At 74.4% G+C, this 24,276-nt stretch carries 21 protein-coding genes; 16 read left to right on the plus strand and 5 right to left on the minus strand.

The genetic code is table 11. The features are described from left to right. The first annotated feature begins 7 nt into the window (after positions 1-7). Genes ACH4E7_RS12520 through ACH4E7_RS12570 form a run of 11 tightly spaced genes read left to right on the plus strand, consistent with a single transcriptional unit; the run spans position 8 to position 14,077 of the window. Entirely contained in the window at positions 8-214 is a 207-nt protein-coding gene (locus ACH4E7_RS12520) for a hypothetical protein (protein WP_396249014.1), read from the plus strand. Next, positions 211-981, plus strand: a complete 771-nt coding sequence (locus tag ACH4E7_RS12525; RefSeq protein WP_396249015.1) for a hypothetical protein — start codon at positions 211-213, stop codon at positions 979-981. The genes ACH4E7_RS12520 and ACH4E7_RS12525 overlap by 4 nt, the downstream gene beginning before the upstream one ends. After that, positions 978-1,772 carry a protein phosphatase 2C domain-containing protein gene (locus ACH4E7_RS12530; protein WP_396249016.1) on the plus strand — a complete coding sequence of 265 codons (795 nt, stop codon included), beginning with the start codon at positions 978-980 and terminating at the stop codon, positions 1,770-1,772. Before ACH4E7_RS12525 ends, ACH4E7_RS12530 begins: the two co-directional genes overlap by 4 nt. Positions 1,773-1,774: 2 nt before the next feature. Next, positions 1,775-2,848 carry a hypothetical protein gene (locus tag ACH4E7_RS12535; RefSeq protein WP_396249113.1) on the plus strand — a complete coding sequence of 358 codons (1,074 nt, stop codon included), beginning with the start codon at positions 1,775-1,777 and terminating at the stop codon, positions 2,846-2,848. After that, on the plus strand, positions 2,836-3,486 hold the full coding sequence (locus tag ACH4E7_RS12540) for a 4Fe-4S single cluster domain-containing protein (protein WP_396249017.1): 651 nt from the start codon (positions 2,836-2,838) through the stop codon (positions 3,484-3,486). Before ACH4E7_RS12535 ends, ACH4E7_RS12540 begins: the two co-directional genes overlap by 13 nt. After that, positions 3,483-4,925 carry a hypothetical protein gene (locus ACH4E7_RS12545; RefSeq protein WP_396249018.1) on the plus strand — a complete coding sequence of 481 codons (1,443 nt, stop codon included), beginning with the start codon at positions 3,483-3,485 and terminating at the stop codon, positions 4,923-4,925. The genes ACH4E7_RS12540 and ACH4E7_RS12545 overlap by 4 nt, the downstream gene beginning before the upstream one ends. Further along, positions 4,913-6,931, plus strand: coding sequence for an AAA family ATPase (locus ACH4E7_RS12550; RefSeq protein WP_396249019.1), 2,019 nt, complete (start codon positions 4,913-4,915; stop codon positions 6,929-6,931). The genes ACH4E7_RS12545 and ACH4E7_RS12550 overlap by 13 nt, the downstream gene beginning before the upstream one ends. After that, positions 6,922-8,823 (plus strand): Hsp70 family protein, encoded by a 1,902-nt coding sequence (locus ACH4E7_RS12555; protein WP_396249020.1) that lies wholly within the window; start codon positions 6,922-6,924, stop codon positions 8,821-8,823. The genes ACH4E7_RS12550 and ACH4E7_RS12555 overlap by 10 nt, the downstream gene beginning before the upstream one ends. Further along, on the plus strand, positions 8,823-10,004 hold the full coding sequence (locus ACH4E7_RS12560; protein ID WP_396249021.1) for a hypothetical protein: 1,182 nt from the start codon (positions 8,823-8,825) through the stop codon (positions 10,002-10,004). The genes ACH4E7_RS12555 and ACH4E7_RS12560 overlap by 1 nt, the downstream gene beginning before the upstream one ends. Then, the gene (locus tag ACH4E7_RS12565) at positions 10,001-12,520 is read left to right on the plus strand and encodes a GTPase-associated protein 1-related protein (protein ID WP_396249022.1); all 2,520 of its coding nucleotides are present in this window, start codon (positions 10,001-10,003) and stop codon (positions 12,518-12,520) included. Before ACH4E7_RS12560 ends, ACH4E7_RS12565 begins: the two co-directional genes overlap by 4 nt. 6 nt (positions 12,521-12,526) lie before the next feature. After that, on the plus strand, positions 12,527-14,077 hold the full coding sequence (locus ACH4E7_RS12570; protein WP_396249023.1) for a hypothetical protein: 1,551 nt from the start codon (positions 12,527-12,529) through the stop codon (positions 14,075-14,077). Between the two features lie 155 nt (positions 14,078-14,232). Here ACH4E7_RS12570 and ACH4E7_RS12575 read toward each other — a convergent pair whose 3' ends face one another. After that, positions 14,233-14,715 (minus strand): carboxymuconolactone decarboxylase family protein, encoded by a 483-nt coding sequence (locus tag ACH4E7_RS12575; RefSeq protein ID WP_396249024.1) that lies wholly within the window; start codon positions 14,713-14,715, stop codon positions 14,233-14,235. Positions 14,716-14,916: 201 nt separating this feature from the next. Between ACH4E7_RS12575 and ACH4E7_RS12580 the strand changes: the two genes are divergently transcribed. Continuing rightward, on the plus strand, positions 14,917-15,819 hold the full coding sequence (locus tag ACH4E7_RS12580; protein WP_396249025.1) for an RNA polymerase sigma-70 factor: 903 nt from the start codon (positions 14,917-14,919) through the stop codon (positions 15,817-15,819). 15 nt (positions 15,820-15,834) lie between these two features. Here the strand turns inward: ACH4E7_RS12580 and ACH4E7_RS12585 are convergent, their stop codons facing one another. Continuing rightward, entirely contained in the window at positions 15,835-16,065 is a 231-nt protein-coding gene (locus ACH4E7_RS12585) for a hypothetical protein (RefSeq protein WP_396249026.1), read from the minus strand. A 65-nt stretch (positions 16,066-16,130) separates the two neighbouring features. On the opposite strand from ACH4E7_RS12585, the gene ACH4E7_RS12590 reads away from it, so the two are divergent. The 4 genes from ACH4E7_RS12590 (at position 16,131) to ACH4E7_RS12605 (ending at position 19,980) form a co-directional block, all read left to right on the plus strand. Next, positions 16,131-16,409 (plus strand): hypothetical protein, encoded by a 279-nt coding sequence (locus tag ACH4E7_RS12590; RefSeq protein ID WP_396249027.1) that lies wholly within the window; start codon positions 16,131-16,133, stop codon positions 16,407-16,409. Between the two features lie 124 nt (positions 16,410-16,533). Further along, on the plus strand, positions 16,534-17,889 hold the full coding sequence (locus ACH4E7_RS12595) for an MFS transporter (protein WP_396249028.1): 1,356 nt from the start codon (positions 16,534-16,536) through the stop codon (positions 17,887-17,889). A 34-nt stretch (positions 17,890-17,923) separates the two neighbouring features. Continuing rightward, a complete protein-coding gene (locus ACH4E7_RS12600) occupies positions 17,924-18,619 on the plus strand; it encodes a response regulator transcription factor (protein WP_396249029.1) in 696 nt (231 codons plus the stop codon). Continuing rightward, entirely contained in the window at positions 18,616-19,980 is a 1,365-nt protein-coding gene (locus tag ACH4E7_RS12605; protein WP_396249030.1) for an ATP-binding protein, read from the plus strand. Before ACH4E7_RS12600 ends, ACH4E7_RS12605 begins: the two co-directional genes overlap by 4 nt. A gap of 482 nt (positions 19,981-20,462) precedes the next feature. Here the strand turns inward: ACH4E7_RS12605 and ACH4E7_RS12610 are convergent, their stop codons facing one another. From ACH4E7_RS12610 to ACH4E7_RS12620, 3 genes are all read right to left on the minus strand, one after another. Beyond that, a complete protein-coding gene (locus ACH4E7_RS12610; RefSeq protein ID WP_396249031.1) occupies positions 20,463-21,407 on the minus strand; it encodes a TAXI family TRAP transporter solute-binding subunit in 945 nt (314 codons plus the stop codon). Positions 21,408-21,549: 142 nt separating this feature from the next. Then, positions 21,550-23,385, minus strand: a complete 1,836-nt coding sequence (locus ACH4E7_RS12615; RefSeq protein WP_396249032.1) for an alkaline phosphatase family protein — start codon at positions 23,383-23,385, stop codon at positions 21,550-21,552. 231 nt (positions 23,386-23,616) lie between these two features. Then, complete coding sequence (locus tag ACH4E7_RS12620) at positions 23,617-24,261, minus strand: TetR/AcrR family transcriptional regulator C-terminal domain-containing protein (RefSeq protein ID WP_396249033.1); 645 nt, start codon at positions 24,259-24,261, stop codon at positions 23,617-23,619. Between the last annotated feature and the right edge of the window lie 15 nt (positions 24,262-24,276).

Here is a 24,276-nt window from a genome sequence, read left to right on the forward strand (position 1 = left end):
GGACGGGATGGACGAGTGGGCCCACGGGGCGTCGGGGCGGACCGTGACCTGGCCCGCGCCGGACACCTACGTCCTCATCGAGGGCGTTCTGCTGCGGATGCTCCCGGAGCCCGCCGCGACCCCGCGCGGAACGGAGGTCCTGGTGGACCTCGACCCGACGAGCGGACGGCTGGTCGCCCGCCCGGTCGGCCGGGACGGGGCGCCGCGCGGATGAGCACGTACGACTTCGGCCCCGCCGAGGGCTACCACGAGCGGCAGCCCGTCGTGTTGCTCCTGGACACCTCGGCCTCGATGGGCCGCCCGGCCGAGCAGCCCCGGATCGACGCGCTCAACGACGCCCTGGCCCGCTGGTTCGCCGGGGAGCACACGGCCCCGCGGCTGCGCGCCCGGGTGGAGGTCTGCCTGGTCGCCTTCGACTCGCGGGTACGGGTCTTCGACGCCGGCCGGGGCGCCCTGGTCCCCGTCGAGCAGGCCGCGCCGGAACGGCTGTTCGTGCCGGTGGACCGGATGCGCCCGCCCCGGCTGGAGGCCTCCGGGCTCACCCGGCTGACCGACGCCGTCGAGACGGCGCTGGAGCTGGCCCGCGGCCGCTATCGGACCCTGCAGCAGCAGCACGTCCCGGTGCGCCGGCCCTTCCTGTGGGTGCTGACCGACGGCGCCCCGAGCGACGCCCAGGGCAACCGGATGGAGCCGGCCGCACTCGCCGAGACCGCCCGCCGGGTGCGCCTCGGCGAGGAGCGCGGAGAGTTCGTGCTGCAGGCGATCGGGGTGCGCGGCGCCGACCTGGAACTGCTGCAGGTGCTCGCCCCCAAGGCGGCGCTGATGCTGGAGGAGCTGAGCTTCGGGCAGATCCTGGACGTGGTGTTCCAGAGCTCGGACCGGATCACGCCCGACCGGACCGCCGACGACATCCACCGTGAGGTGCGGCAGTACAACGACAAGCTCGAACGGATGCGGCGGCTAGAGGAGCAGCACCGGTGATCGTCGCGGGCGCCGTCGTCCAGGGCACCGGGCACCTGGCGGCCGGGCGCGGATGCCAGGACGCCTTCAAGGCCGCCGACGCGGGCGAGGCGGTGGTGCTGGCCGTGGCCGACGGCGCGGGCAGCCGGGAGCGCAGCGCGCTCGGCGCCCACCTCGCCGTCGACGCGGCCTGCCGGGTGCTCGCGGAGGGCGTACCCGGCGCCGAGGACGCCCCGGAGGCCTGGACCGGCTGGGCGGCGGCCCGCGGGGCCCGGCTGGTCGCGGAGTTCCTGGGCGCCACACAGGCCGTGCTCGGCGCGACCACCGGGGAGCCGGCCGACACCGGCGCGCTGGCCGCCACCGTCGTCGCCGCCGTGATGCGCCCGCCCTGGGTGGCCTTCGTCTCGGTCGGCGACTGCTTCGGCACGGTCCTCACCCAGGAGGCCGGGGCCGCCGAGCGCTGCCACCTGGTGCTTCCGCCGCTCGCCCCCGGCGGCCCGGGGCCGGTGTTCCTCTCCTCGCCCGGCGCCGCGCTGCGGGTGCGCACCTTCGTGGTGTGGGAGCCGCAGCTCAGCGGCGTCGTCCTCGCCACCGACGGCTGCGCCGCCCTGAGCCTGGACCACCCCGGCGTTCACGGGCTGCCCCCGGAGGCCGGCCCGGTGCCCTCGACGCGGTTCTTCTGCGGGCTCGCCGCCACCCTGCGCGCCAACGGCGGCGACGCCGAGCCGCTGCGTGCGTTGCTCTCCGGCCCGGCGGCGGCCCGTACCGGCGACGATCTGACGGTGCTGTGCGCCGTGCTGGACGGGCGGTGAGCATGGCCCTCACCGTGGTGTCCGACACCGGGCGCGCCTGGCGGCTCACCGAGCGGATCGGCAACGGCTCGGAAGGCGTGGTGTACGCCGTCGACGACCCGCGCCCGCTGGTCGCCAAGCTCGTCCCCGACCCGCCGGCCCCGGCCGGCTACCGCCGCCGCGTCGCCCGGCTGGTCCGGCAGCGCCGCGAGCCGCGCACCGTCCGGCTACTCGCCGGCACCCCCGTACGGATCGCCTGGCCGCTCGCGGCCGTCCGCACCGACGGCCCGCCGGACGGCGCCGTCGACGGCTACCTGATGGCCGACCTTCGCCGGGACCACCACCCGTTCGCCCACCTGCTCGCCCCGGCGGCCCGGCGCACCGCGCTGCCGCGGGCGACCTGGGCGACCGCCCTCACCGCCGCCCACGCGCTGGCCCGGCTGGTCGCCGACCTGCACGCCGAGGGCTACGTGGTGGGCGACCTCAAACCCGACAACCTGTGGGCCGACGGGCAGGGGCGGGTCGCCATCGCCGACGTCGACTCCTGGCAGTTCACCGACGCCGGCGAGCTGTTCCCCGGCCGGATGGGCACCCCCGGCTACACCGCCCCCGAGCGGATCGGCGCGCAGCCCGGCACCCCGCCGGACCGCGCGGCCGACGACTTCGTCCTCGCCGTCCTCGTCCACCAGCTGCTCACCGACGGTCTGCACCCCTTCGCCGGACACCCCGGGGACGGCGGCGCCTACCTCTCGTACGACGACAACGTGCTGCACGGCCGCTGCCGGCTGCTGGACCGCGCCTCGGTGGTGCTGCCCCGTTCCGCCCCGCCCGTCGACCTGTTGCCCCGCCGGCTGCGGGACCTGTTCCGGACCGCCTTCGCCGCCGGCGCGGTACGGCCGTCGGCCTCCGGGTGGGCCGAGGCACTGGCCGCCGAAGCCGCCCCGAACCGGCTGCGCGGCTGTGCGGCGGACGCCCGGCACGTGTACACGGTGGAGCGGCCGTGGTGCCCCTGGTGCGACCTGGCCGAGACGGTTGCGCAGCAGCGTGGGTGCGCGCCCGGGGCAACGGAGAGGGACGGCAACGCATGGCCGAGGTGACCCGGCTCCACGTGGCCCGGCGGCTGGAGCGCTGCACCGTGCTCGGCCCCGGCGTGCGCGCCGTGATCTGGGTGCAGGGCTGCCCGCTGAGCTGCCGGGGCTGCGTCGCCGCCGAGACGCTGCCCTTCGAGGGCGGAACGCCCCTGGCCGTACCTGAACTCACCGACTGGCTCTGCCGGTTGCCCGACATCGAGGGCGTCACCCTCTCCGGCGGCGAGCCCTTCGCCCAGGCGGGCGCGCTGGCCGAACTGCTGGACGCGGTACGGGCGCGGCGACCGGAGTTCAGCGCGATGGCGTACTCGGGCTACCGCCACGAGGCGCTGCGCGACGGCAGCCCGGAGCGGCGTGCCCTGTTGGAGCGCCTCGACCTGCTGGTCGACGGCCCGTACGTGGCCGCGCGGCACGCCGCCCTGCGCTGGCGCGGCTCGGCCAACCAACGGCTGATCGCGCTCGGCGACCGCTACGCGCACGTGCCGGCCGAGCCCGACACCAGCGCGGGCGTCGAGGTGTCGGTGGAGCCCGACGGATCGCTCTCCTGGGCCGGCGTGCCGCCGACTCCGGGCTTCCGGGAGGGACTTGAGGAACAGCTCGCCGCGCGGGGATTCGTCCTGCGCGCTGAGGCCCGGAGGGAAGCATGAGCGGATCACCGAAGTACAGCACGGTCCAGGTGGCCTCCGTCTACGCGCGGCGGGAGCAGGAGCTCCGCCGCCGACGCGAGGCCGAACGCCGCCGGCAGCAGGAACAGCGGGCCCGGGAACGGGCGGAGCTCGCCGCCCGGCGGGCCCGGGAGGCGGCCGCCCGCCGCGAGCGGGCCCGGGCGGAGGCGGAACGCGCCCGGCAGGAGGCGGCGCGGCGGCGGGCCGCCGAGCAGGAGGCGCACGCCCGACGGCTGAACCAGGAGCAGGCGGGGGCGGACGCGCGCGGACTGGAGGAGGTGCGGCGGCTGCTGGAGCGGGCGCGGCAGGGCCGAACGAGCGCTGAACTCGGAGCCCTGGACGCCGAGTTGGCGCGCCTGCAGCAGCAGGTCGGTGGCGGGCGGATCGGCGCGGCGATCGAGGAGCTGCGCGGCCGGGTCGTGAGCCTGCCGGGGACATCCTCGGGAGGGACGGACCGCGCGGCCGTCCTGGCCGGGTTCGAGGAGCGCCTGGCCGCGGTCGGGCCGGACGCGGCGGCCCACGACCCGGAGGGCCGGCAGCGCTGCACGGAACTGCTCGACCGGCTGCGCGCCGAGTCCGGCCCGGGCGCGGAGAGCCGGTTCGCGGCGCTGCTGGGCACGGTCGAGCACGCGCTCACCCGGCATACCGCGACCGTGGCCGAGCGGCGGCGGGCGGAGTCGGAGGCGCAGGAGGCCCGGCGGCGGGCAGCGGAGCAGACGGAGGAGGCGAAGCGTCACGCCGAGGAGCAGGCCGCCGCCCGCGCCGCGGCCGAGGAGGCGGAACGCGAGCGCCTCGCGGCGGTGCTCGGCGAGGCGGACGACCGGCTCGTCGTCGTCCGGCCCGCCGTCACCGACGCGGCCGCCGAGGCCCGGGACCTCGCCGACCCGAACCTCGCCGACCGGCTCGACCGGACACTGCACGCGGCCGAGGCCGCGCTCGCGGCCCGGGCCCCGGAAGCGGCCCTCGACGCCATCGCGGCCCTGGAAGCCGTGCTCGCCGAGGCCGAGCCCCGCCTGGACGAACTGCACCTCGCCCACACCCGGCGCACCGACCTCGCGCAGGCGCTCCAGGACGCCATGCTCGGCGAGGGCTTCGCCTTCCTCGGCGGCGGAGACCACGGCGACGCCCTGGTGCTGCGCTTCGAACGCCCCACCGGAGCGTTGTACGAGACCACCGTCGCCACCGACGCCGACGGCAGCCCCGTCCTCGTCTACCAGGTGGAGGGCGAACCCGACGTGGCGCTGCGCCCCGACCCGGAGGGCGCGGTCTGCGACGCCACCGAGGCCCTGCTGGAGCGGGTGCACGACGTGATCGGCGAGCAGGAGGAGTTCGTCCCCGGCGAGCTGACCTGGGACGGCAAGCCGCCCGAGCGGCAGGCCAAACGCCTGCCGAACACGGTGGAGTGGCGGTGGCAGCGGTGAGCACGGTCGACTGGACGAAACCGGCTTCCGGTACGGGCGGCGGCGCGCCAGAGGCGCCGCGCCGGGACCAGGCCGGTCGGCGGGCCGTCGCGGACGGCATGATGCCGCTCTGGGCGATCTCGCTGGACTGGGAGCTGCGGCGCGGGCGACAGGTCATCCTGGACGGGCAGATCCGGGACCGCTGGTGGTTCGAGGACCGGCCCGCCGCCTTCCGGGAAGTGGTCGCCGGGCTGCTTGAACTGCGCGGCGCCGAGGTGGTCGGCTGGTGGGACCCGGTTGCCGGGCTGACCTTCCCCGTCCCGGGCCACGCCGAGCGCCACGACCAGCTGGTGGCCGCCCTGCCCGCGGAACGCGCAGCCGGCGGCGCCCCGCCGAGCCCCGAGGACGGCCCCGCCGACCCCGGCACGGCGGCCGCCCACACCACCCGCGGCGCCGAGCGGCAGCGCGGCCGGGAGCGGCTGTTCGCGGCCCGGCCGGCCGCCCGCCCGCGCAACTTCGAGGACATCCTCGCCACCGTACGACGCCTGGTCGCCTCGCCCGACGCGGCCGTCGCCTTCGTCTTCGAGGACGTGGAGCACCAACTCCACCCCGGCCAGCCCGAATCGCACCGAGGCTATCTGTGGCTGCGCGCCGCGATGACGGAGGCGGTCGCCCCGCACACGGCGGCCGGCCCCGGCCCGCACGCCCGCAACGCCGTCCTCTGCGCGGTCGGTGACGTCGGCCGGCTGCCCGGCTGGTTCCACCGGGAGGACCCCCGGATCGCGACCCTGCACCTGGGCCGGCCCGACCCGAGCGAGCGCCGGCTGTGGCTCGACTGGCTGCGCCCGCGGTTCAACGGCGCGGCGGACGCCACGCCCGCCGACCTGGAAGCCCTGGTCGGCGCCACCGACGGCATGACCGGCTGGGACATCGACTCCCTCGCCCGGACGTCCTGGCTGCGCGACGCGCCGCTGCAGAAGCCGGACAAACTCCTGGAGTTGCACCGGCTCAACGTCAGCGTCGACCCGTGGACCCAGCTCGACCGCGACACCATCGCCCGGGCGGCCGAGCTGCTCGCCCGCAGGGTCGTCGGCCAGACCCCGGCCGTCGACGCCGTCACCTCCGCCCTCCAATCGGCCTTCGTCGGCATCGACTTCGGCCACTCCGGTACCGCCCGGCCCCGGGGCGCGTTCTTCTTCGTCGGCCCGACCGGCGTCGGCAAGACCGAACTCGCCAAGGCCGTCGCGGAGTTGATGTTCGGCGACCAGAGCGCGTACGCCCGCTTCGACATGAGCGAGTACCAGCAGGAGCACTCCGCCGAACGGCTCGCCGGTGCCCCGCCCGGATTCGTCGGCTACGACCAGGGCGGCGAACTGACCCGCCGGGTGCAGGAACGGCCGTTCAGCGTGCTGCTGTTCGACGAGATCGAGAAGGCCCACCCCAAGGTGCTGGACAAGTTCCTGCAGGTCCTGGAGGACGGCCGGCTCACCGACGGCCGCGGGCAGACGGCCCACTTCTCCGAGTGCCTGATCATCTTCACCTCCAACACCGGTGCCGAGGAACTGCGCGGCCTGCTGGACGCCGGTGGCGAACCCTCGTACGCCGAACTGGAGGCACACTTCACCCGGGCCGTGGAGGACAAGTTCCGGCAGATCGGCCGGCCGGAGATCTACGGCCGGCTCAAGCCCGGCGTGGTGGTCTTCGACATGCTGCGCCGGGAGCACGTGGTGCGCATCGCCGACCGGCTGCTCGCCCAACTCCGCGAGTCCGTACGGGAACGCCACCGGGTCGAGCTGCTGCCCGACACCGCGACGCTGCACCCGTGGATCGTCGAGCGGATGTCGGACCCGGAGCACCAGGCGTACGGGGGCCGGCAGATCCGCAACGAACTGGAGCGGGTGCGGGCGGCGGTCGTCGGCCATCTGCTGGAGCACTGCCCGGACCCCGGCAGTCGGCTGCGGGTCGGGGTCGGGCCGGAAGGCACCGTGTGGGTCAGCGCGCAGCAGGAGGAGGAGGGGTGGACGTGATCGCGATCGACCTGGGGCACCGGTACGGGCGCCTCGCCCGAACCGGCACCGACGGCCAACCGGCCGTCGTGGAGGTGGAGTTCGACGGCGTGGACGGTGTCCTCGACCCGGCCCGCGCCCTTCCAGCCCTGCTCGCGGCGGCGGCAGGTGACGGCACGAACGTCGGCGCGGACGGGTCGGTGGTGCTCGGCCTGCCCGCCGTCGGCGAGGGCGAGGACGAGCTGCGCCGGGCCGCCGAGGGCGCCGGGCTGCGGGTGGAGCGGGTGGTGCCGGATCCGGTGGCCGTGGCGCTGCACTACGGCGCGGTCGCCGAGGGCGTGGACCGTACCGTCCTGGTCTGTGACCACGGGGCGACGAGCCTCGACCTGACGGTGCTCGCCATCACCCCCGACCTCACCGTCCGCGTCGTGCGCACCCGCAGTGACCGCCTCGGCGGTGACGACTGGGACGCCGCCCTCGCCGCCCACCTCGCCGGGCGGCTGCCCGGGGGCGCCGACCCGCGCCGGGTGGCGCGGCAGCTGCGACACGGGCTCAGCGCGGCGGAGCGGGCGGTGGAACCGGCCGGGGACGGCCCGCCGGTGGTGGTCACCCGGACCGAGCTCGATCGGGCCGTCGCGCCGCTGTACCAGCGGATGCTCGCGGCCGTCACCGAGGAACTCACCGCCGAGCCGGCCGTCGACACCGTGCTGCTGGCCGGCGGCCTGTCCACCGCCCCGGGGCACCGGGCCGGGATCGAGACCCTCCCGGTCGCCCGCGGCCTGACCGTGCGCTGCCACCGGCCCGAACTCGCCGTCGTCCAGGGCCTGTTGCTGCGGCAGGAGTTCGGCGTCATGCGGGTGGTCAGCGGTCCCGCGCCGAGGAGCTCCGGGCCCCGGGACGGGTACCTGCTCCTGGACCCCGAGCCGGCCGTCCGCAGCCCGCACCCCGTGGCGGAGGATCCGGAGCCGCGCACGCGCCCGGGCGCCACCGCGGCCGGGCCGGAACGCCCGATCGGGGCGGCGGAACCCCGGAAGTCGGAGGTTCCCCGGGAGCCGGCGGCCCCGACGGCGACGGTGAGCAGCCCGGGCCCCGAGATCGCGCCCGAGACCGCCGCCCCCGGGCCGGAGGAGGGGCCCGTCGCCCCGATCGAGATGCCGTACGAAGCCGTCATCCCCGAGCCCCGCCGTGGCGAGCGGCCCCGCCGGAGCGAAGCGGCCCCGGAGACCGCGGCACCTCCCACCCCGGCCCCCACCCCGCCCACCGAAGCCCCGCCCGCCGGCACCTTCGCCGTCCCCGTCGCCGAGCTGCAGGCCCTCCGGCGCGGCGGCCACCTGCTCGTCCTGTGGGCCTGGCCCGACGGCGCGCTGAGCGCGCGGGTGCGCTGGCAGCGCGCGGGCAGCGCCGCCGCGGACCGCCGTCCCGACGGTGACCTGATCTGCCGGCGCCGGACGTACGAGCACGACGGCGGGCTCGACCTGGCCGTCGGCCGGGAGGGCGTGACCCTCACCGTGGAGGCGCTGGTCACCGGCTCCGGCGTGGACTGCGAGGGCTCCTCCTCGCTGATCGTGCCCGCCCAGCCGCCCGTGGTGGAGTACGAGCCGGCCGTGCGCCGCCGGCTCAAGGGCCGGATGGCGACGGTCACCTTCACCACCGAGAGCGGCTGCGACCTGCCCGACCTGCGGATCGTCCACGGCCTCGGCCGGTTCCGGCCGACCAGCACCGCCGAGGGCACCGTGGTGCACGAGGTACGGGCGCAGCGGCTGCCCGCCCACACCCCGCTGACCGTCGAGTTCCCACTGCCCGCCACCCGGGGCCCCTCCTGGCTGGTCTGCTTCCCGGCGCACGGTGACGCCGCCACCGATGCCGGCATCGACATCCGCCCGACCGCGCTGCACAGACTGCGAGTGACCTGATGGCCCGACGGCACGCCTGCCCCTACTGCTACGAGAGCTTCGCCCCGCGCGAGATCCGCTTCCGCTGCAACAGCCGGCTCAGCCGCACCGGCAAACAGTGCGCGCGCCGCCGCGACCAGGTGCTGGACGAGCGCATGGGCCCGCGCCGCAGCCACGACCTCGGCCCTGACTTCGCCGCCGACGGGCGCAAGCCCACGGCGGTCTGCCCGGACTGCGACGGCGAGACCACCTACCGGATCTGCCCGGTGTGCCATTCCGAACTCCCCGTCCAGTTCGGGAGGGTGGACAACCGGCTGATCGCGATGGTCGGCGCCAAGGCCTCCGGCAAGACGGTGTACATGACGGTCCTGCTGCACGAGGTCCGCAACCGCATCGGCGAAGCCTTCGGGGCCGCCCTGCTGGGCCTGGACGACGCCACCATGCGCCGCTACAGCACCGACTACGAAGACCGCCTCTACCGCGACAACCAGCTCTTCCCCGGCACCCAGACCGCCTCCACCAACCTCAACCGGGTGGACCCGCTGGTCTTCCGCTTCAGCCTGCGCCGCCGCACCCTGCTCGGCGAGCGCCCGCAGCACACCGTGCTGTCCTTCTTCGACACCGCCGGCGAGGACTTCAGCTCCAAGGAGAGCGTGGAGCTCAACACCCGCTACCTGACCAACGCCGACGGCATCATCCTGCTGCTCGACCCGCTGCAGATGCCCGGCGCCCGGGACGGCGCGCTGCCCGGCACACCGCTGCCGGGCACCACCGGGCTCGACGCGCCCGTGAACGTCCTGTCCCGGGTGACGAACCTGCTGCTCGCGGGCGGCTCCACGCAAAAGATCGACGTCCCGGTCGCGGTGGTGTTCTCCAAGCTGGACGCCTTCTGGCACCTGCTGGACGGCGCCAGCCCACTGCGCGACCACGCCCCGGCCCGCGACCGCTTCGACGTGGGCGACAGCCTCAGCGTGCACGAGGAGGTACGCCGGCTGCTCAAGGACTGGGACGGGGTGCCGATCGACCAGCTGCTGGAGAACCACTACACCCGCTTCCGCTACTTCGGCGTCTCCTCGCTCGGCCGCAACCCCACCCCCGACGCCCGGATCGCCGCCACCGGCATCCAGCCCTACCGGGTCGCCGACCCGCTGCTGTGGCTGCTCAGCGAGTTCGGCTCGGTCCCGAAGGCGGGACGCGGATGAACGACCGCACGTCCGCCGGTGCTGCCGAAGGCGCTGCCGGCGCGCACTTCCAACAGCTGTACTACACCTCCTGCGAGCACGGCCTGAGCGGCTTCTCGGGCTTCCAGTTCAACGCCGTCAGCGAGGGCGTCACCGCCGGCACCCGGCAGGCCGTGGAGGCCCTCGCCGGGTACGAACCGCCCCGTTCCCTGGTCGAGTCGGACACCCCCGAGCAACTCGACCGCTGCCCGGTCAACCTCTGTTACCGCCCGTACGACCAGCGCGGCCGCACCGCGACCGCGCTCTGCGTGCGCTACGTCGGCCGGGACTCGGCCCGCCGGTTCGGCAACTACTTCGCCCACGCCCTGCACAGCGAGGACTTCCCGGCGGCCGCCCGCGGACTGCTCGGCATCGAGCTGTGGAACTCCCCGGTGTGGCGCGGGCAGGTCTCGCCGAGCACCGAGATCCCGGTCCTGGCGGCGCCCCCGCGCGGCCCGCTGACCGCCCGCGGCGTCCAGGAGTTCCTGACCGCCCACCCGCACGCCGCGCAGCTGCCGCACCTGCTGGCCGCCGTGCTCGCCGCGCTCACCGAACACGGCTCGGTCGTGGTCACCGACCACACCACCGAGCGGATCGCCCACTGGTTCGCCGCCGTCTCGTACCTGCTGCCGCCCCCGCTCGCGCGCCGGCTCTCCTTCGCCACCTACGTGCTGCGCCCGGCCCGCAGCCGGCTGCACCTGATCGGCACGGTGCCCGAGTCGCAGCTCGACTTCGGGGCGGACGAGGAGGACGCCTACACCGTCTTCGACTTCGCCCGGGGCCGGTTCCCGAGGCCGGCCGCCGCCCCGGACGCGGTCCGCGCACTGGTGGACCTGCTGACCCGGATCGGGGTCGGCTCGGTGCGCCCGGTGTGGACCTGGGCGGCCGAGTTCACCCACGGTGCGGAGGAACGCCCCGAGGACTGGTACGCCCCGGTCGCCGCGGCGGCCGCCTCGGGAGGCATCGCGCTCACCGGCGCCGAGGCGCGGGTGCTCACCCGCTGGCTGGCCGGCGCGGACCACCTCGGCGCACGCCGCGTCCAGGTGGCCGCCGAACTCTACCGGGGCCACCGGGAGTTGGATGACGCCCACCTGGCGGTGCTCAGCGACGTCGCCCGCGCCGCCAGGGACGCCGTGCTGCACCAGGAGATCGAGGGCCGACTGTACGAATCCCGGATGCGTGCCCACATGAACGCCGCCGAGGACGCCGTGGCCCCCACCCCGCTCGTCGACCGGGACGCCCGCCGGCAGGCGACCGCGCTCTGGGAACGCCTGCTGGCCACCGGTACCACCGGCACCCGACAGCGGGCCCGGCTGCTGCTCTGGGCGCTCGGCGCCGACCTGGCCCCGGCACCCGAGGTGATGGACCGCGAGACCCTCGCCCTGGCCCGCGCTCTGCTCGCCACCCCCGCCCCCGGCGCCGAGCTGCGCCGCGAGGTGGAATGGCTGGCCGGTGAACTCCCGCCGGTGCGTGCCGCGTTGGCGACCGCCGTGGAGGAGGCCCTGGAGAGCCGGGCCGGCCAGGAACAGCTCTTCACCCAGTTCCCCGCCGCCCTGCTCACCGAGCGCGACCTGACCAGCCACCCGCTGCTCCTGGAGCACTACTGGCGGGCCTGCGCCGAGCGCCGGCCCGAGCGCACCGTCGAGATGCTGCTGCGCATCCTGCACCTCCGCGGCCAGGCCGTACCCGACGCCGACCTGCTGCGCGAGCTGTGGCGCCACCCCTCCCGCACCTGGACCCACCTCGAAGCGATCGAGATCGCCCGCGCGCTGCCCGCCGAGGTGCTCCGGGGCGAGGAGGTCGGCCAGTGGCTCGACCGCGCCGCGAACCAGCCGATCGGCGGCGAGGAGCAACTCGACCTGTGCCTGCGGCTGTACGGGCTGCTCTCCAGCCCGGAGCGGCTCGCCGGCCTGCGCCCCGACACCCGGCGGCGGGTGACCACCACCCTGGCGCTGGAGCGCGGCCTGCGCGAGGCCCGCGAGGCCACCGACCTGGCCCGGGTCTTCATCGTCCAGGAGGCCAGCCTGTGGGCCGGGCCGCAGGCGCTCAAGTGCTACCGCCTGATCCCCGTCCTGCTGCGGCTGCCCGCCGACGTCGGCCGACTGCGGGAGGCCCTCCCGGACTTCGGACACGCCTTGCTGGAGCGGTACCTGGCGCAGGTACGGGAGCTGGTGGAGGCCGGCGGGCGGATCGACGAGGTCCGGCTCAGCCACATCGCAGCCGTCGCCGCCGTACGCTCCGGGGCCGGGTTGGCGCAGGCGCACCAGGAGGTGGTCAACGCCGTCCGGCAGCACACCGCCTACCGCTGGCCACTCGCGGAGCTGGAGCGCCTGGAGCGGGCGGTGCGGCCCTGCCACGCCGAACTCGCCGACCACTACCGGGGGATCGCCGAGCAGCGGCGCGGTCCGCGGCGGGCAGGGCGCCTGCTGCTGGCCCGGTGGCCGGTCCGGCGTCGGCGCGGGGAACGGCAGGAACCCCCCGGGACCGGGGAGGAGTGATCACCCGTGGCCGCCATCCTGATCTTCGTCCTCGTCCCGCTGTTCTACCTCGCCGGGCTCGCCGCCTACCTGGTCGTCGCCCCCGTCGTCCTGACCCTGCGCGCCCTCGCGCTGGTGATGGAACTCCTGTGGGGCTACCTGCAGTTGATGATCGGCGTGCTGTTCCGGCGCACCGCCGAGTTCCGCACCGTGCCGCCGTACCGCCCGCAGGACGAGGACGTCCCGGCCCACCGTAACTACTGCTACGGCCCGGGCAGCCGCGACCTGCGCCAACTCGTCACGCTGGCACGGCGCTCGTACACCCGCACGGTCGGCGACTCGTTCCGCGCCGTCACCACCGGGCAGTTCACCGCCCCGCCCCGCAGCCGCGCCCTCACCGTGCCCTACGGGCTCACCCTCTACCCCGGTCTCGCCCTCGGCGCCGCCGTCGCGGTGCCCCTGCTGCTGGTCCTGCCTGCCCTGCACGCCCTCGTCCTCGGCCTGCTCTGCGCCGGGGCCAGGCTCATCGCCACCACCCTGCGGGCGGCCGACCGCGTGCTGCTCTGGCTGAAGCGGCTGCGCACCGGCATGATCTGCCCGCACTGCTACGAACGGGTCCGCTATCCGGCCTACGACTGCCCGAGCCCGACCTGCCGGCGCCGGCACGCCGACATCCGCCCCGGCCGGTACGGCATCCTGCGCCGCCGCTGCGCCTGCGGGCGGCGGATGCCCACCCTGCTGATGCTGATGGGCCGTCAGTCCCGCCTCCAGGCGTACTGCACCCACGCTCACTGCGGGAAGCCGATGAACACCGACGCCGGGCACATGCCGGAGGTGGTCGTCCCGCTGATCGGCGGCCGGGCCGCCGGCAAGACCCAGCTGATGGCGGCGATGCTGCTCGCGCTGGAGAACGCCGCCGCCAACGGCGGCCCGGCGCTGCGCCTGGCCGACGACGACTCCGCCCGCGGCTACCAGGTGCTCCGCGAGGTGCTGCGGATGCGCGGACACACCCTCGGCACCCAGAAGGCGCTGCCCCGCGCCCACTCCTTCACCCTCGGCGCCGGCCGCACCGAACGCCTCGTCCACCTCTTCGACACCGCGGGCGAACGCTTCGTCGACCGGGACGAGACCGACGCGCTGCGCTACGCCCGGGCCGCGCGCACCTTCGTCTTCGTCCTCGATCCGATGGCGGTGGAGGACTTCTGGACCCGGCTGGAACCCGCGCCGGACGGCCTGCTGGACCGCACCCTCGCCTCCACCGTCCACCCGGAGGAAGTCTTCGGGCGGTCCGTCCAGGCGGTGGCCGCGATGGGCGCACCGGTGAGGCAGTCGCGGCTCGCCGTCGCGATCAGCAAGACCGACCTGCTCGCCGCACACGGGCTCTGCCCGGACCCGTCGGGCGACAGCGACGCCGCCCGGGCCTGGATCCTCGACAAGCTCGGCCTGTACAGCCTGATCCAGGCCATGGAGCACGACTTCCAGGAGGTCCGCTACTTCTGCACCGCGGCCGTCGCCGATGAGAGCGCGCAGGTGGATCCAAGCATCAGCCGGTTCGTGGAGTGGTGCCTGCGACGTTGACCGCCCTGGTGGGAGCCGATGAGCGACCGAGCAGGAACCGCTCTCCCCGCCTGCCCGGTCGCCGCGTGCCAGGTGCGGGAGCCCGTCGTCCGAGCAGCGGCGAGGCACCCCGCCCGGGCCGGTGTTCCGGCCCCGGGCGGGGCACGCCGGTCGGCTCAGTCGAGCGCCGCGAAGGCGCCGGACTCGAAGGAGCCGCCCAGGTTGTTCACGATCACGCTCATCCGGTTGGCCGCGTTGATCATCGCGACCAGGCAGACCAGTGCGCCGACCTGGTCGTCGTCGTAGTGCTCGCGCACCTCGGCCCAGGTCGCGTCGCGGACGCCGCCGGCGCCGTCCGCGAGCCGGGTGCCCTCCTCGGTGAGCGCCAGCGCGGCGCGCTCGGCCGCGGTGAACACGGTGCTGTGCCGCCAGCCGGCGACCAGGTTGAGCCGCAGCGGCGTCTCCCCGTGGCCCGCGGCCTCCTTACTGTGGATGTCGATGCAGAAGCCGCAGCCGTTGATCTGACTGGCGCGCAGCATGACCAGGTCCTGCAGGGCCTTGGGGAGCGTCGACTCCTGGATCGCCTGCGAGGTGCTGAAGAAGCGCTTGGCGACCTTGGCGGCGGTCGGGCTGGCGAGCAGGTTGAAGCGGGTTTCCATAGGTGTCGTCCTCACTCGTTCTCGTCGTGCGCATCCGCGCTGGACGACCACAAGACGCGGGCGGAGGCGTGCCTGTGACAGAGCCGCGGAGTGACGCACGCCACCGCCGGGGGATGTCACAGGACGGTGCCCACCGGTGTCTCGTGTACGGCGCATCCGCACGCACCGGGACGCATCCGCGAGTGAGAGGTAGGAACGGGCATGAGCGAGCATCCCACGGAGGCCGCGCACCTCGCGGACGCGGCGACCGAGCCGTTCCTCGCCCACCGCAACCTGCTGTTCACCGTCGCCTACGAGCTGCTCGGCTCGGCCGCCGACGCCGAGGACGTGCTGCAGGAGACCTGGCTGCGCTGGGTCGGCGTCGACCTCACCGCCGTCCGGGACCACCGCGCCTACCTGGTGCGGATCACCACCCGCCAGGCGCTCGGCCGGCTGCGCACGCTCGCCCGCCGCCGCGAGTCGTACGTCGGCCCGTGGCTGCCCGAGCCGCTGCTGACCGCGCCCGACGTGGCGGAGGACGTCGAACTGGCCGAGAGCGTCTCGATGGCGATGCTGCTGGTGTTGGAGACCCTCGCGCCGACCGAACGCGCGGTGTTCGTGCTGCGCGAGGTGTTCGGCCTGGAGTACGGGGAGATCGCCGAGGCCGTCGACAAGAGCCAGGCCGCCGTCCGCCAGATCGCCCACCGGGCCCGCGTCCACGTCGCCGCGCGCCGGCCGCGCGGGGCGGTCTCGGCCGCCGAGGCCCGGCAGGCGGTCGCGGCCTTCCAGCGGGCCGTCGAGACCGGCGATCTGCGCGCCCTGCTCGACCTGCTCGCCCCCGACGTCGTCCTGGTGGGCGACGGCGGGGGACTGGTGCAGGCCACGCCGGCCCCCGTGGTGGGCGCCGAGCTGGTGGCCGGGCTGCTCCGCGGGATCACCCGGCGGGCGGTCGCGCTCCGGGCGGAGCAGGTCAACGGCCATCCGGCGCTGGTGGTCCGGCTGGACGGCGAGGTGGACACCGTGCTGGCGCTGCGCCTGGAGGAGGGACTGGTCACCGGCCTCTACGCGGTGCGCAACCCGGAGAAGCTCTCCCGGATGACCCGGGAGACCGCGCTGGGCCGCTGACCGGCGCCCGCGTCCTCAACCCTCGGCCGACTCCTGCCCCTGGGCGAAGGCGATCAGCTGCTCGGTCGACCAGACCAGTCGGCCGGCGCGCAGGTCGTCCAGCACCGCGCCCAGCCAGTCGGCCTCCGCGCGGGTGGTGGCGCGCAGGTACTCCGGCTCCAGCAGGGTGATCCGGGGCAGGCCGATCCCGGCGCCCTGGGCGAGGTCCGCCTCCAGCCGCTCCAGCGTCGCCCGTACCCGCGCCAACCGGTCGTCCGCGCTCGCGGAACATCCCCGACGAGGTCGAGATCCACCTCGAACTGCAGCGCGCCATGGTCAAGTTGCTGCTCCCCGAGGACACCGGGCTGGACCACTGGGACCTGCGCTGGAACGCCCGGGGCAAGGTCGAGGACCACCGGGCCCCGGCGAAGGCCGGCGCCCGCCGGGTGCGGCTCACCGGCACCGTCACCGACGGCGAGATCAGGGTCCACCGCGGCGGCGTCGCGATCGTCTCCGCGATGCTCTCCCGCGAGTACCTGGACGACGTGCGCGCCGCCCACCGCGAGGGCCGGATGCCGATCGTCGACGACCCGGCCCGCACCTCCCGCTGAACGGCGGGCCACCAGGCCGCTTCCTTAGCGGAATGTTAGATCTGCGCGGTGGTCCTTGCCGCCGCCCGACCGGCGGCTGCACGCTCTGGGTCTCCACCCACCGCACCGGATCCCGGGAGCCGCCATGTCCCCGTCCCACACCGTCCGCCCGCAGCCGCCCGGCGGGGAGCGCGCCAGGCGACGGCTCGCCCTGATCGGCGGGTCACTGGGAAACCTGGTGGAGTGGTACGACTGGTTCGTCTACGCCAGCTTCGCGGTCTACTTCGCCGACGACTTCTTCCCCGGCTCCGACTCCACCGCGAAGCTGATGAACACCGCCGGGATCTTCGCCGTCGGCTTCCTGATGCGCCCGGTCGGCGGCTGGCTGCTCGGCCGGGCGGCCGACCGGCACGGGCGCAAGAGCGCGCTCACACTGACCGTCACCATGATGTCCGCGGCGGCCGTGCTGATCGCCGTCGCCCCGACCTACGACCAGGCCGGCTACCTCGGCGCGGTCGTCCTGCTGTTCGCCCGACTGCTCCAGGGCATGAGCATCGGCGGCGAGTACGCGGCCAGCGCCACCTACCTGACCGAGGCCTCCGCGCCGAACCGGCGCGGACTCGGCTCCTCCTTCCAGTACGTCTCGATGACCTGCGGCCAACTCCTCGGCCTCGGCATCCTCATCGTCATGCAGCACACCCTCGGCAACGCCCAACTCCACTCCTGGGGCTGGCGGGTGCCCTTCCTGCTCGGCGCCGCCCTCGCCGCCGTGGTGCTCTGGCTGCGCCGCCGGCTGCCGGAGACCGAGGCCTTCACCGCTGAGACCGCCGACGGCGACCGGACCGGCACCCGCGGCACCCTGCGCAGCCTCTGGGAACACCGGCGCCAGGCCGGCCTGGTGATGGCCCTGACCCTCGGCGGCACCGTCGCCTACTACACGTACACCACCTACCTGACCAAGTACCTGATCGGCAGCGCCGGGCTCTCCAAGAACACCGCGACCCTGGTCAGCTTCACCGCGCTCGCCGTCTTCGCCGCCGTCCAGCCACTGGCCGGCCTGCTCTCCGACCGGATCGGCCGCCGCCCGCTGCTGATCACCTTCGCGCTCGGCTGCACCGTCGGCACCTACCCGCTGATGACCGCACTCGGCTCCGCCTCCGACTACTGGTCCGCGCTCGGACTCTCCCTGGTCGCGCTGCTGATCGTCACCGGCTACACCTCGATCAACGCGGCCGTGAAGGCCGAACTGTTCCCCACCCGCATCCGCGCCCTCGGCGTCGCCCTCCCGTACGCCCTCGCCAACGCGCTGTTCGGCGGCACCGCCGAGTACATCGCCCTCTGGTTCAAGAACAGCGGCCACGAGTCCGGCTTCTTCTGGTACGTCTCCGGCTGCGCCCTGGTCTCCCTGGTCACCTACGTGCTGATGCCGGACACCCGGCGGGTCGTGCTCAGCCCCGAGCGGACCCCGGCGGCCCCCGCCCGGGCCGAGGCCGTACGGTAGGCACCTCACAGCGGTCCCACGGCGGGGAGGATCCATGCACATGCTGCTCGTCGAGGACGACGACCGCATGGCCCAGGCCCTCGCCACCGCGCTCACCCGGCGCGGGCACACCGTGCGCCGGGTGGTCCGCGCCGCCGAGGCGCTCCGGCACGCCCGGGAGGCCGAGTTCGTCCTGCTCGACCTCGGCCTGCCCGACCTGGACGGCCTCGACCTGCTGCGCAAGCTCCGTACGGTCTGCTCCCTGCCGCTGATCGTGGTCACCGCCCGCAGCGAGGAGCGCGACATCGTGCAGGGCCTGCGGGCCGGGGCCGACGACTACGTCATCAAACCGTTCCGGATGGCCGAACTCATCGCCCGGATCGACACCGTCCGCCGCCGCACCGGCACCGCCCCCGGCCAGGACGGGCCGGGCGGACCGGACGGCGGCGGGCGGCGGGTGCGCACCGGCGACGTGGCGATCGACCTGGCCGGGCGCACCGTGACCGTCGACGGCGCCCACGTCCGGCTCACCCGCCGCGAGTTCGACGTCCTCGCGCTGCTCGCCGGCCAGCCCGGCGACGTCCGCTCCCGCGAGGAGATCCTCGACCGGATCTGGGGCGACGCCTTCCTCGCCTCCTCCCGCTCGCTGGACGTGCACGTGGCCGGCATCCGCGCCAAGACCGGCCGGGCCGGCCTGGTCCGCACCATCCGCGGCTACGGCTACCAGCTCGGCGAGCTGGAGGACCCGTGAGGCGCCGCCTGCTGGCCGTGCTGACCGCGCTGATCGGCACGGCCGTGCTGCTGCTCTCGCTGCCGCTGGCCGACTCCTACGCCCGCGGCCGCACCGAGCACCTGCTGCTGCAGCGCCGGGCCGACGGCGTGCGCTTCGCCGACCTCGCCAACCGGATCCGCACCGACGCCGACCGTCGCGAGCTCGACGCCGAACTCACCCGTTACGCCCAGCTCTACGGCGCGGCGGTGACCGTGGTCGACACCGCCGGGCACACCGTCGGCCAGGCCGGCCCGGCCCCGGGCGGCGCGGCCGCGCTGGACGCGCAGAGCCGCGCCCTCACCGGCCGCTCCACCGAGGCGCTGCCCACCGTCCGCCCCTGGGGTCCGGACACCGTCGTCCTCGCCGAACCGGTCGGCCAGGACGAACGGGTGGGCGGCGCCGTCCTGCTGACCGTCCCCACCGACGCCGCCCGCCATGACGTGCTGGTGCGCTGGGTCCTGATCGCGGCCGGGGCCGTCACCGCCTTCGGCGCCGCCGCCCTGGTCGCGGCCGGGATCGCCCGCTGGCTGCTGCGGCCGGTCGACGACCTGGACCGGGCGGTGGCCACGGTGGCCGGCGGCCGCTTCGAGGTCCGGGTCGCCGCCGACACCGGCCCGCCCGAACTGCGGCGGCTGCGACGGCACTTCGACGGCATGGCGCGGGCCGTGGCCGACGCGCTGCGCCGCCAGCGCGACTTCGTCGCCGACGCCTCCCACCAACTGCGCAACCCGCTGGCCACCCTGGTGCTGCAACTGGAGAACACCGAACCGCACGTCCGCCCCGGCCCGGGGCGGCAGGCGCACGCACTGGCCCTGGACGAGGCCGACCGGCTGGCCGAGTTGCTGGACGGCCTGCTGGCGCTGGCCCGGATGGAGTCGGCCACCGCGCCGCTGGGGGAGTGCGACGTCTCCTCGGCGGTGACCGACCGGGTGGCGGCCTGGGCGCCGGTGTTCGAGGCCGGCGGGTTGGAGCTGACGGCGGAGGTCGCGCCCGGCCTGCGCGCCCTGGCGCTGCCCGACGCGGCCGGACGGATCCTGGACGCGCTGCTGGACAACGCGAGCAAGTTCGTGCCGGTGGGGGAGCGGGTCCGGGTGCTCGCGGAGGCCGCCGAGGGTGGCGCGGTGGTCCGGGTGGCCGACACCGGACCCGGCGTCCCATCGGATCAACTCCCGTTTCTGCTACGGCGGTTCGCGCGTGCACCGGAGCACCAGAACATCCCCGGCACCGGGCTGGGCCTGGCCATCGCCGACGAGCTGGCCCGCGCCTGCGGCGGCTCGCTGACCGTCGCCGGGACCAGCCCGCACGGACTGACCGTCGAGTTCCGGCTGCCCGTGGCCTAGTACGAAGCACCGACCCTGTGATATCGCCGCGGAGGGCGGCGAGGGCCCGCGCGGAGACATCGCAGAGACGGAGCTCGACAGCGGACTTGACGGCGAGTCTCTCCGCACTGCGCGGATTTGCGGCCCCTATGCCCGATCCCAGTCATAGGGAAACCGCAATCTGCGCACTTTCACGACCGGGTCGAGAGCACTGGTTCGAGCGGGTTCCGGCACCCGGCGAAATCCGCTTCGATCACCCAGCGCACCTCCGTGCCCAGGTGGTCCAGCACGGCACCGTTGGCCCGAGTGCGATGCCTTGGTGCCGGACCGGGAAGGAGCCCACCACGCGGCGCGAGTGGAGTCTTCGCACGACTCACGTCCTGCGGACCCCCTCGTTCCCACCCTTACCAGTCCACGCCCGGTCGCGCCACCGCAGCGGCCGCCGACGACTACGGTGAGGCGCGGCGACTCATGAGACGACGAACCGACTCCGAACCGGCTCACTAGCCGTACACCGAGCGGTAGTAGGACGCCGCCCCCGGGTGGAGCGGCACCGCCCCGGTGGAGACGGCGAAGCGGGGCTCCAGCCGGGCGCCCGCCGTGACGGCCCGCAGCAGGGTGGCCCACTGGTCGAAGAGGATCTCCAGCAGCCGCCGCACCGCGTCCTCGGGCACCCCCGGCCGGGCGGTCAGGTAGTTGCCGACGCCGAGGGTGCCGACCGGGCCGCGAAGACCGTAGGCGCCGGCCGGGAGGGTGACGGCCGCGTAGACCGGGCCGTAGCGCTCGCGCAGGGTCGCGGCGATCGCGTCCAGCGGGACGAACCGCAGCGGCAGCTCCCGCGCCAGCTCGGACACGGCGGGTGTCGGCACCCCGCCGGACCAGAACACCGCGTCCAGCGCGCCGGTGCGCAGGGCCGCCAGCGACTCGGCCAGCCCGAGCGACCGCTGTCGCACACCGAGCCCCGCCTCCCGCAGCAGCCGCTTCGCCGTCACCTGGAGTCCGGAGCCCACAGCACCGGTCGCCACCCGGCGGTCGGCGAGGTCGGCGAGCTCGCGCACCGGGCCGTCGGCGGGGGCCAGCAGGTGGAGGTAGTTGACGTAGACCCGGGCCAGTGCCGTCAGCCCGAGCGGGCGGGTGAAGGTGTCCCGGCCCAGCACCGCGTCCTCGGCCACGTCGGCGGTGGTCAGCGCGAGGTCCACGGTGCCGTCGTCGAGCTGCTGGAGGTTGTCCACGCTCGCCGCGCTGCTCACCGGGGTGAGGGTCAGCCGCCTGCCCGCTGTCACGGCCTCGGTGAAGGAGCGCCCGAACGCGTTGTACGGCCCGCCCTCTGGCCCGGTCGCCAGCCGCAGCGAGCGCACCGGCCCGTCGCCGCCCGAGCAACCGGCGGTGAGGGCCGCCGCCAGCGCCGCGCCGAGGACGGCGCGGCGGCACGGGGTCGTTGCGGTCATGGCGGGAAGGGTAGCCGGACTCAGGTCAGGGCGCTGCGGGTCGGTGAGTCCATGAACGCCTGACCCCGGGTACGGCGACACCGCCGGGCCCTCGGTGAAGAGGACCCGGCGGTGTCGGGGTGTTGCAGGGCACGGCCGTGTGTCAGGCGCGGCGACCGCGCTTGCGGCGGGCGAGGAAGACCGCGCCGCCGCCGATCGCCAGCAGCGCCACGGCCCCGGCCGCGATCGGCCCGGTGTTGGAGTCGGCACCGGTCGCGGCCAGCGCCGGGCCGCTCGCGCTGCTGGTGGCACCCGCGACCGCGGTGGAGCCGGCGCCGTCGGTCGAGGTCGCCGAGCCGGCCGGGGTGGTGGCCGAGGAGCCGCCGGTGGGCTGGCCGGAGGGGGTGGAGTCGCCGCCGGCCGGCTGGCCGGTGGCCGGGTCCAGGATCAGGGTGGCGGCCTGGGCGTTCTTGAAGTCGAACATGCCCTCGATGGAGCCGGCGTGCTCGTCGAAGGAGAAGTCGCCGATCCGGCCGGTCTTCCAGTTGTCCTCGACGAACCGCAGGATCGAGGTCTGGTCGGTCTGGGTGTGGTCGACGAAGTTGGCCTTGGCGTACGGGGACGCCACCAGCAGCGGCAGGCGCGGGCCGAAGCCGCAGCGGTCGGCGTAGCCGCCCCAGCCGGCGTCCTTGCCGCACTGGCCGGCGCCGCTCAGACCGTCGTTGGCGGCGTCCTTGGAACCGTTGACGGGCTCGGCGAACTTGTGGTCGTACCAGCCGTCCGAGTCGTCGTAGGCGATGACGACGGCGGTGGAGGCCCAGTCCTTGGACTTCTGCACCTTGTTCAGGGTGTCGACGACGAAGTGCTGCTCGTCCAGGGGGTCGGAGTAACCCGCGTGGCCGTCCTGGTAGTTGGCGGCCTTGAGGTAGCTGACGGCCGGCAGGTTGCCGTGCTGGAGGGCGGCGTCGAAGTCGGTCAGGTCGTACTGGTGGTTCGCCTGGCCGTCGTGGCCGATCTCGGCCACGTCCTTCGGCGCCAGGTGCTTCGGGTTCGCCGTGGACTTGTAGTACTGGAACGGCTCGTGGTGCGGGTTGTAGTCGGTCTGCGACGCGCCCACGATGTTGTTGTGCGCGGCCTCGCAGACGGCCTTGCCGTCCTTGGTGCCGGTCGGCTTGAAGCCGCCCTGGAACCAACCCCAGGAGACGCCCTTGTCGTTGAGCAGGTCGCCGACGTTCTTGCCGGTCATGACCAACTGGTTGTGCTTGGGGTTGGAGCACTCGTCGTAGCCCGGGTCGGGGTCGTTGATGACGGTGCCGACGCCGTTGGCGTCCGGGGAGGCGACCACGTAGGCGTCGGTGGTCTTCTGGCCGGTCTTCGGGTCGACCGGGTAACCGCCGTGCAGCTGGCCGGAGACCAGGTTGATCGCACCGGGGGTGGACGGGCCGTAGTTGGTGCCGAAGGAGTTGTCGCTCATCGCGAAGCGCTGGGCGTAGTTCCAGTAGCCGGTGACGGTGTTGCCGTCGTAGTAGTCCATCACCAGGCCGGGCGCGGTGTACATCGGGGCCTTGCAGCTCTCGATGTCGGTGTGCTCGACGAACTTGTCCATCTTGCCGCCGTCGAAGGCGAGCTGCTCGTCCTTGTAGGTGTGGTCCTGGTCGCAGGTGACGGCCTGTGCCGGGCCCAGCCGCTGCGGGTTGTTCCGGTTGGGGTTCTTGTGGAGCAGATCGTCGCTCAGGCCGTCCACCTTGGGGGTGCCGGGCTTGGCGGTGAACTTCACCTTGTCGTCGGCGGTGTTGGCCGCGTTCGGGTAGGTGCCGAAGTAGTGGTCGAAGGAGACGTTCTCCTGGAATATCACCACCAGGTGCTGGATCGGCGTGGCGGTCTGCGGGCCGTCGGCCGCGAAGGCGGCGGGCGCGCCGCCGAACGCGGTCAGCGAGGCCGCACTGATCAGGCCGGCACCGTACCGGAGCCACCGCTTGCGGGTGGGGACTGCGTGCATGGTTGGTTCCTCGACGTCATCGTCATCTGTGTCAGAAGTTGGGGCCGTGACGCGCGTAGCACGACGCGGCGGCTCGAAACTAGACACAGGAGGTGAACGCGGTCAACAGGTGTATGTAAACCCGTGGTTAACCGCAGTGGTACGGAACGATGCGTCAGGGCTGCGATTCGGCAGACAAGTCCGTCGAATGCCCGTCGAATAGGGCGATTACAGGACACCCACCCGACGGTTTCACGCCAGCAGCGTCGCCTCCACTCCCGCCAGCACCGCGGCGAGGCCCTGCTCGAAGCCCCGGTCGAAGTCCTGGAACATCACCCGGCCCGCCTCGGCGGCCAGCGGGTGGGCGGCCAGCCGCTCGGCGCGCGCGTCCAGGTCGTAACCCTCCTCGCCGTCGAAGGGGTTGGGGCCCATCGACTGCTCCTCGATGACGAAGCCGACGGTGTAGCTGTAGGCCGTGTACCAGGCCCGGGCGGCCGCCGACGGGCTGAAGCCGGCCTCGGTCAGCAGCCGCAGCGAGGACTCCAGGCCCGACGCGTACGAGGTGTCCGTGAACCGGGCGCCACTGTAGACCTTGGCGCCGTCGCGGTAGCGCAGCAGCTGGGCGCGCAGGGTGCGCATGGTCGTCAGGTACGCCTCCCGCCAGTCGCCCGCCGTCGGCCCGACCTCGGCCGTCATGCGGCGCATCATCTCGGTGGCCATCTCGTCGAGCAGCGCCTGCTTGTCCTTGAAGTACCAGTACAGCGCCGGTGCCTTGACGTCCAGTCGGGCGGCGATCGCGCGCAGGGTGAGGCCGTCCAGGCCGGCCTCGTTCAGGAGGGTCAGCGCGGTGTCGACGACCTGGGCGCGGTCGAGTCTGGGGGTTCTCCGTGAGGTCACGGTTGACAGTTTAAC

This window comes from Kitasatospora sp. NPDC018058 (genome assembly GCF_044327205.1).
In the GTDB taxonomy this organism is placed as follows: domain Bacteria; phylum Actinomycetota; class Actinomycetes; order Streptomycetales; family Streptomycetaceae; genus Kitasatospora.